Below are 7812 nucleotides of genomic sequence, written 5' to 3' on the forward strand. Positions count from 1 at the left end.
CCGCGCAAGCGCCAGCCGGTGCGGAAGATCACCGCGATCACCACGACGCAGATCGCGACAAAGCCGAGCGTGGCGCCAAAGGCGATCCCGATCGGGACGTCGGAAGACTCGGTGAAGGTCCAGCGCAACCCGTTGATGAGGTAGAAGACGGGGTTGAACTGGGCAATCGTGCGCCACGGCTCGGCCAGCATGTTGATCGAATAGAAGGTCCCGCCAAGGAAGGTCAGCGGGGTGAGCACCAGCATCGGGATGATCGAAAGCTTCTCGAACCCGTCGGCCCACAGCCCCAGGATGAAGCCGAACAGCGAAAAGGCGGTAGCGACAAGCACGATATAGCCGATCGCGAGCAGCGGATGCGCGATCGAATAATCGACGAACAGCAGCGCGGTCAGGAGAATGATCCCCGAGATGATCAGCGATTTCATCACCGCCGCGCCAACGAAGCCGATCAGCGTTTCGGCGACCCCGATCGGCGCGCTGAGCAATTCGTAGATCGCCCCGGTGAAGCGCGGCATGTAGATCCCGAAGCTGGCATTCGACGTGCTTTCGCTGAGCAGGGTCAGCATCAGCAGGCCGGGCACGATGAAGGCCCCGTAGGACACGCCGCCGATCTCCCTGATCTGGCTCCCCATCGCGGCCCCGAACACGACGAAATAGAGCGAGGTCGTCAGCACCGGCGAGAACAGCGAGCCACCGGCAGTGCGAAAGAACCGCATCAGTTCGTTGTGGAAGATCGCCGCCGCGCCCCGGAAATTCATGCCGCCGCCTTCTCGCCATTGACGACGAGATCGACAAAGATGTCCTCGAGGCTCGAATCCCGGGTCACGATGCCTTCGAAATCGATTCCCGCCGCGATCACCGCCTTGATGAAATCGGCGACCTCGCGTTTTCCGGCGCCTTCGCCGCTGCGATAGACCAGCGTGTGCCCGCCATCCTCGAGCTCGGCCTGCCATCCTTCGAGCGCGGCAGGCACCGCAGCGAGCGAAGCCGAGAGCGCGATCCGCGCCTCGCTCCGCCCGAGTTGCGCCATGATCGCCTGCTTGTCGTCGACCAGCAGCAGCTTGCCCCGGTTGATCACCCCCACCCGGTCGGCCATCTCCTGGGCCTCCTCGATATAATGGGTGGTGAGGATGATCGTGGTCCCGCGGTCGCGCAGGGCGCCGATCTGCTTCCACATGTCGCGCCGCAATTCGACATCGACCCCGGCGGTCGGCTCGTCGAGGAACAGCAGGTCGGGATCGTGGCTCAGCGCCTTGGCGATCATCACCCGGCGCTTCATCCCGCCCGACAATTCGCGGATCTTGGCGTCGCGCTTGTCCCACAATGACAGCGAGCGGAGCACTTCCTCGATCCGGCCGGGATCGGGCGCGCAGCCGAACATGCCGCGCGAATAATTCACCGAATGGATCACCTTGGCAAACATGTCGAAGGAGAGTTCCTGCGGCACCAGCCCGATCCGCCGGCGCACCTGCCGCCAGTGGCGCGCCACATCGAGCCCGAACGCCGCAATGGTCCCGCCGGTGGGATTGAGCAGTCCGCAGACCGCCCCGATCAGCGTGGTCTTGCCCGCGCCGTTGGGGCCAAGCAGCGCGAAAATCTCGCCCTTGCGGATCGTCAGATCGACCCCGTCAAGTGCCTTCACCCCGCCCTTATAGGTCTTGGACAGGCCCCTGATATCGAGAATCGCGTCGTTCACAGGGGCCTTATGGAATGAGCAGCGAGGAATCGCCATAGGAGTAGAAGCGGTAGCGTTGCACAATAGCGTGCCGGTAGGCCGCCTGCATCCGCTCCAGCCCCATCAGCGCCGAGACCAGCATGAACAGGGTCGATCTGGGCAGGTGGAAATTGGTCATCAACCCATCGACCGCCTTGAAGCGGTAGCCCGGGGTGATGAAGATCGCGGTATCGCCTTCGAACGGCCGAATCGTGCCATCTTCGTCCGCCGCGCTTTCAAGCAGGCGCAGCGAGGTGGTGCCAACCGCGATGATCCGCCCGCCCGCGGCCCGCGCGGCATTAAGGCGATCGGCGGTCGCGGCGTCGATCCGGCCCCACTCGGCATGCATCACATGATCGGCGGTGTCCTCGGCCTTGACCGGCAGGAAGGTGCCCGCCCCGACATGGAGCGTCAGGACCTCGCGCCGCACCCCCGCCTGGTCGAGCGCGGCGAGCAATTCGGGCGTAAAATGGAGCGCGGCGGTCGGGGCCGCGACCGCGCCGTCCTTCTGGGCGAAGATCGTCTGGTAATCCTGCCGGTCGGCTTCGTCGGTAGCGCGTTTTCCGGCAATATAGGGCGGCAGCGGCATCCGCCCCGCCCGTTCGAGCAGCACCTCGACCGGCTCGTCGCCGAGGAATTCGAGCGTCAAGCTGCCGTCGTCGTGCTGTTCCTGCGCCAGCGCGGAGACTCCGGCGGGAAATTCGAGCACGTCATGCGGCCGCACCCGCTTGGCGTTGCGGATGAACGCCTGCCACCGGCGCAGGTCGATCCGCTTGTGCAGCGTCGCGCCGATCCGCGCATCGCCTCTCCGCCCTTCGAGCTGCGCCGGGATCACGCGGGTGTCGTTGAACACCAGCACGTCATTGCTGCGCAGCAGTGCGGGCAGGTCGCGGACATGCGCATCGCGAAACGGGCGATCGCCATCGACCACCAGCATCCGCGCCGCATCGCGTGGGCGCGCCGGGCGCAATGCGATCAGCTCCTGCGGCAGGTCGAAATCGAACAGATCAACACGCATGGCGCGCGTCTAGAGGCGTGGGCCGGGATTGGAAACCCGCGGCTAGTTTGCCTGCAGTTCGAAGTCTTCGCTGCTTTCGTCAGGTTCGGACGAGGAATTGCTGAGCATGTCGGCGGTGATCAATTCGGAATCGGTCGGCGCCGCGGCTTCGGGAAATTTCTGCGGCTTGCCGTCGGCCGCGATCGAGGCCTGCAACACGATTGTCGGATTGTCCGGCGGTTCGCCGCGCTCGATCGCGTCGACCGCGTCCATCCCGGCAATCACCCGGCCGAAATTGGTATATTTCCGGTCGAGCGCGAAGCGCGGATAGAAGACGATGAAGAACTGGCTGTTGGCGCTGTCCTCGGCCTGGGCGCGGGCCATCGACACGGTCCCGCGGACATGCGGCAGGATGTTGAATTCGGGCTGCATGTCGGGCAGGTCGGACCCGCCCTGCCCGGTCCCGGTCGGATCGCCGGTCTGGGCCATGAAGCCGTCGATCACGCGGTGGAAGATGACCCCGTCATAGAAGCCCCGCCTGGTCAGTTGCTTGATCCGCTCGACATGGTTGGGCGCCCAGCTCGGCATCAGCCGGATCGAAACGCGCTTGCCGTTCGAGAGGTCGAGCAGGAGGATGTTTTCAAGGTCCTCCTGTGGGTTGTAATTGACCATCTGGTAGACCCGCGGTCCGGCCTCCGGCTGCGGCACGTCCATGCTCTGCTCCTGTGCCGGGGCGACCCCGGCAAGCGCGAACAGGAACGTGGCCGAAATCGCGGCGATCAGGCGTTTCACCATGGCAAGGGGAAATCTCTCGAAGATCATGTGGTGGGGGCTTTAGCGGCGGCGGACTGGCTGTTCAATGAACGATATCGGGGCGGCGCATTTATCTTCAGAGATTGCCCTGCCGGCCGATCTGCTCGACCCGCTGGACGACTTCGTTGCGCACGGCGGGGCTCACGAAAGGCGCGATATCCCCGCCATAGAGCGCAATTTCCTTGACCAGCTTGGAAGCGATCGGCTGGAGGCTGACATCGGCCATCAGGAACACCGTCTCGATCTCGTCGTCGAGCTGCTGGTTCATTCCCGCCATCTGGTACTCGTATTCGAAATCGGCCACGGCGCGCAGCCCGCGGATTACCATGCTCGCGCCCTGCTGGCGGGCGAACTTCATCAGCAGCGCATCGAAGCCGACGATCTCGACATTGTCGAGCCCGAGCGCGGCCACTTCGCGCGTGACCATCGCCATCCGCTCTTCGGGCGTGAACATCGGGTCCTTGGACGGATTGGTGGTGACGCCGATGACGAGCTTGTCGACCAGCTTCGCGCCGCGCCGGATAATGTCGGCATGGCCGAGCGTGATCGGGTCGAAAGTTCCCGGATAAAGGCCGATGCGGCTGCTCATCATCTGTCCCGCTCGACAATATAGCGCGCCACCGCGCGCAGCAAATCGGCTTCCTCGCCATGGTTCGAAAGATGCCCGATCGCCTGCTCGACCAGCGCATTGGCCTGGCCGCGCGCGCGTTCGGGGCCGAGCAGCGAGACGAAGGTTTGCTTGCCCTGTCGCTCGTCCTTCCTGAGCGCCTTGCCGGCCTTCTCCTCGTCGCCCTCATGGTCGAGCAAATCGTCGGCGATCTGGAACGCCAGCCCGATATCGCGGGCATAATTCCTCAGATGCGCCCGCCCCTCATGCGGCACGTGCCCCAGCACGGCGCCCATTTCGACCGCTGCAGTTAACAGAGCGCCGGTCTTGAGTTGCTGCAGCCGCGTGATCGTGTGGAGGTCGAAGTTCGAGCCGTCCGACGCCATGTCCATCATCTGGCCGCCGGCCATGCCGCCATGGCCGCTCGCGCGGGCCAGCGTCCAGGTCAGTTCCGCGCGGATGAAGGGATCGCCGCTCATCTGCTCGCTGGCGAGGATTTCGAACGCCAAGGCATGGAGCGAATCCCCGGCGAGCACGGCGGTCGCTTCGTCGAAGGACTTGTGCAGCGTGGGCTTGCCGTGGCGCAAATCGTCATCGTCCATGCAGGGCAGGTCGTCATGGATCAGCGAATAGACGTGGATTGCCTCGATCGCGGTTCCGGCGCGGATCGCGGCATCGCGGTCGACTCCGTACAGCCCGGCGGTCGCGGCCAGCAACAGCGGCCGGATGCGCTTTCCGCCGCCGATCGCGGCATAGCGCATCGCTTCGACCAGCCGCGCGCGCGCATCGTCGGGCACCGGCAGCAAGGCATCGAAACTGGCATCGATCTCGCGCTGGATGCGCCCGAGCTCGCGCGTGAGCAGACTGTCGACCACTCCGGTGATGGCCACGCCCTAGCTGCTCCCGTCGGGATCGAGAGGCTCGGTGCCCCTGGCCTTGCCGTCGGGCCCGGCGACGATTTTCTCGATCCGCGCCTGCGCCGCGTCGAGCCGCGCCTGGCAGTGCTTGCGCAACGTTTCGCCGCGTTCGTAGAGCGTGATCGATTCGTCGAGCGGAACCTCGCCGGTCTCGAGCGCCCGAACGACCTCTTCGAGCGCTTTCAGCGCTTCCTCGAAGCTCATTCGGGCAATGTCTGGGGCGCTTTCGCTCATCGGATGCGAGCAATGACGGGGACAAGCCGCAGGGTCAAGCTTGCCGGGGGTAGCGAAGGACGAAGCGGGTGGCTAAGGGCCGCTGCATGCCAGATTCGCCCGCTGCCGTGACTCCCGAAATCGTCGCCGAACACGGCCTGTCCGAAGAGGAATACCGGCGCGTCCTGCATGCGCTGGGACGCGCACCCAATTTGGTCGAACTGGGAATCTTCTCGGTCATGTGGTCCGAGCATTGCTCCTACAAATCTTCGCGCCTGCATCTGAAGAAACTGCCGACCAAGGCCCCATGGGTGATCCAGGGCCCGGGCGAGAATGCCGGGGTGATCGACATCGGTGACGGCCAGGCGGCCATCTTCAAGATGGAGAGCCACAACCACCCGAGCTACATCGAGCCCTACCAGGGCGCGGCGACCGGGGTCGGCGGGATATTGCGCGACGTGTTCACCATGGGCGCCCGCCCGGTCGCCAACATGAACGCGCTCCGCTTCGGGCGGCCCGACAACCCCAAGATGAAGCACCTCGTCAAGGGCGTGGTCGCGGGAATCGGCGGCTACGGCAATTGCGTCGGCGTGCCGACGATCGGCGGCGAGACCAATTTCCATGCCGCCTATGACGGCAACATCCTGGTCAACGCGATGACGGTGGGCGTCGCCGATAGTGACAAGATCTTCTATTCGGCCGCCACCGGGGTCGGCAATCCGATCGTCTATGTCGGTTCGAAGACCGGGCGTGACGGGATCCATGGCGCAACCATGGCGAGCGCCGATTTCGCCGAAGACGCCGAGGAAAAGCGCCCGACGGTGCAGGTCGGCGATCCGTTCACCGAGAAATTGCTGATCGAAGCCTGCCTCGAACTGATGGCGACCGATGCGATCGTCGCGATCCAGGACATGGGCGCGGCCGGACTGACCAGCTCGAGCGTCGAAATGGCCAGCAAGGGCGGCGCCGGAATCCGGCTCGACATGGACAAGGTGCCGTGCCGCGAAGAAGGCATGACCCCCTACGAGATGATGCTCTCCGAAAGCCAGGAGCGGATGCTGATGGTGCTCAAGCCCGGCAAGGAGCCGATGGCCGAAGCGATCTTCAGGAAATGGGAGCTCGATTTCGCGGTGATCGGCGAAGTCACCGATACCGGGCATATGGTGCTCGAATGGCAGGGCGAGGTCGTGTGCGACATTCCGCTCGGCCCGCTGGCCGACGATGCGCCCGAATATGACCGCCCGCATTTGAGCCGCGAGGAATACAAGGCCTGGGCGCAGGTGAAGCCGCTGGGCGAGGTGCCGGAATCGACCGATATCGGCGCGGACTTGCTCAAGCTGATGGCCAGCCCCGATCTCGCCAGCCGCCGCTGGATCTGGGAGCAATATGACAGCCAGGTCGGCGCCGACACTTTGCAGACCGGGGGCGATGCCGGGGTGGTGCGGGTGCACGGCACGAGAAAGGCGCTGGCGATCACCACAGACTGCACCCCGCGCTATTGCTACGCCGATCCCTATGAGGGCGGGAAGCAGGCGATCGCCGAGGCCTATCGCAACCTCTGCGCGGTCGGCGCGCGGCCGCTGGCGGTGACCAACTGCCTCAATTTCGGCAACCCCCAACGGCCCGAGATCATGGCGCAGTTCGTGGGCTGCCTGGAGGGAATGGGCGAAGCCTGCCGCGCGCTCGATTTCCCGATCGTGAGCGGGAATGTGTCGCTTTACAACGAGAGCAAGGCGACCGGCGGCGGCAGCGCGATTTTGCCGACACCGGCGATTGGCGGGGTTGGGTTGATCGATGATTACGCCAAGATGGCGACAATCGGGTTCAAGGCCGAAGGGGAGGCGATTGTCGTGCTGGGTGGAAATCCGCTTTCTACACTTGATGGCGACGACACGATTGGCGAGCTCGGCTCTTCAATCGAACAATCGCTGTGGCTGCGCGAAATCATGGGAATCGAACAAGGCAGACCACCCCAAGTCCACCTTGAAAGGGAAAGGGCGAACGGTGAATTCGTTCGCAAACTGATACAAGAGGGCCGTGTCACAGCGGTTCACGACGTTTCAGATGGTGGTGTTGCTGTTGCGCTTGCTGAAATGGCGTTGGCCGGCAACATGGGTGCCGACGTCTTGACAATGGGCAAGACTGTGCTTGACGCTTTTGCGGAGGATCAAGGCCGATACATCCTCACCTTCCCTTGGTATGAACGCGATGATTGGGCCGAATTCGAAGCCGAAGCCAAAGCTGCCGGTATTTCAGCATCTTGGATAGGGGCGACCGGAGGAGTGAGCATTTCTTGGACAGATGGTGAGGATGCGCCTGTGGCAAACATCCCCCTCGCCGATCTCCGTGCCGCGCATCAAAGCTTCTTCCGCGACTGGATGGAGGGGTAGCCGTCCTTCCCCTCTCCCCGGACGGGGAGAGGATACGAAGGCTTGCGAACTTGTTCGCTAGCCGGAGTTGGAGAGGGGTTCCCACCTCTCGAACGTCGTAAACCCCTCTCCCAGCTTCGCTAGCGCCCTTGCGGACGCAAGCTGCGCTATCCTCTCCCCTT

General features: G+C 64.1%; 8 protein-coding genes. 1 reads left to right on the top strand and 7 read right to left on the bottom strand.

All coding sequences use genetic code 11. From position 1 onward, the window contains the following. From AC16XC_RS09050 to AC16XC_RS09080, 7 genes are all read right to left on the bottom strand, one after another. Positions 1-758, bottom strand: a 758-nt coding sequence (locus AC16XC_RS09050) for an ABC transporter permease (protein WP_484034324.1), incomplete at its 3' end; no start/stop codon positions are given. Beyond that, positions 755-1696: an ABC transporter ATP-binding protein gene (locus AC16XC_RS09055; RefSeq protein ID WP_484034325.1), complete on the bottom strand. Its 942-nt coding sequence runs from the start codon at positions 1694-1696 to the stop codon at positions 755-757. The genes AC16XC_RS09055 and AC16XC_RS09050, both read right to left, overlap by 4 nt. 7 nt (positions 1697-1703) lie before the next feature. Then, complete coding sequence (gene queA / locus AC16XC_RS09060) at positions 1704-2732, bottom strand: tRNA preQ1(34) S-adenosylmethionine ribosyltransferase-isomerase QueA (RefSeq protein WP_484034326.1); 1029 nt, start codon at positions 2730-2732, stop codon at positions 1704-1706. 42 nt (positions 2733-2774) lie between these two features. Next, positions 2775-3506 carry a peptidylprolyl isomerase gene (locus tag AC16XC_RS09065; RefSeq protein ID WP_484034330.1) on the bottom strand — a complete coding sequence of 244 codons (732 nt, stop codon included), beginning with the start codon at positions 3504-3506 and terminating at the stop codon, positions 2775-2777. A 94-nt stretch (positions 3507-3600) separates the two neighbouring features. Further along, on the bottom strand, positions 3601-4113 hold the full coding sequence (coaD, locus tag AC16XC_RS09070; RefSeq protein WP_484034327.1) for a pantetheine-phosphate adenylyltransferase: 513 nt from the start codon (positions 4111-4113) through the stop codon (positions 3601-3603). Beyond that, positions 4113-5015 carry a polyprenyl synthetase family protein gene (locus AC16XC_RS09075; protein WP_484034331.1) on the bottom strand — a complete coding sequence of 301 codons (903 nt, stop codon included), beginning with the start codon at positions 5013-5015 and terminating at the stop codon, positions 4113-4115. Before AC16XC_RS09075 ends, coaD begins: the two co-directional genes overlap by 1 nt. Before the next feature lie 9 nt (positions 5016-5024). Then, on the bottom strand, positions 5025-5282 hold the full coding sequence (locus AC16XC_RS09080) for an exodeoxyribonuclease VII small subunit (RefSeq protein ID WP_484034328.1): 258 nt from the start codon (positions 5280-5282) through the stop codon (positions 5025-5027). A gap of 86 nt (positions 5283-5368) precedes the next feature. Between AC16XC_RS09080 and purL the strand changes: the two genes are divergently transcribed. Continuing rightward, positions 5369-7651: a phosphoribosylformylglycinamidine synthase subunit PurL gene (gene purL / locus AC16XC_RS09085; RefSeq protein ID WP_484034329.1), complete on the top strand. Its 2283-nt coding sequence runs from the start codon at positions 5369-5371 to the stop codon at positions 7649-7651. Positions 7652-7812: the final 161 nt, after the last annotated feature.

This window comes from Candidatus Andeanibacterium sp. (genome assembly GCF_057143545.1).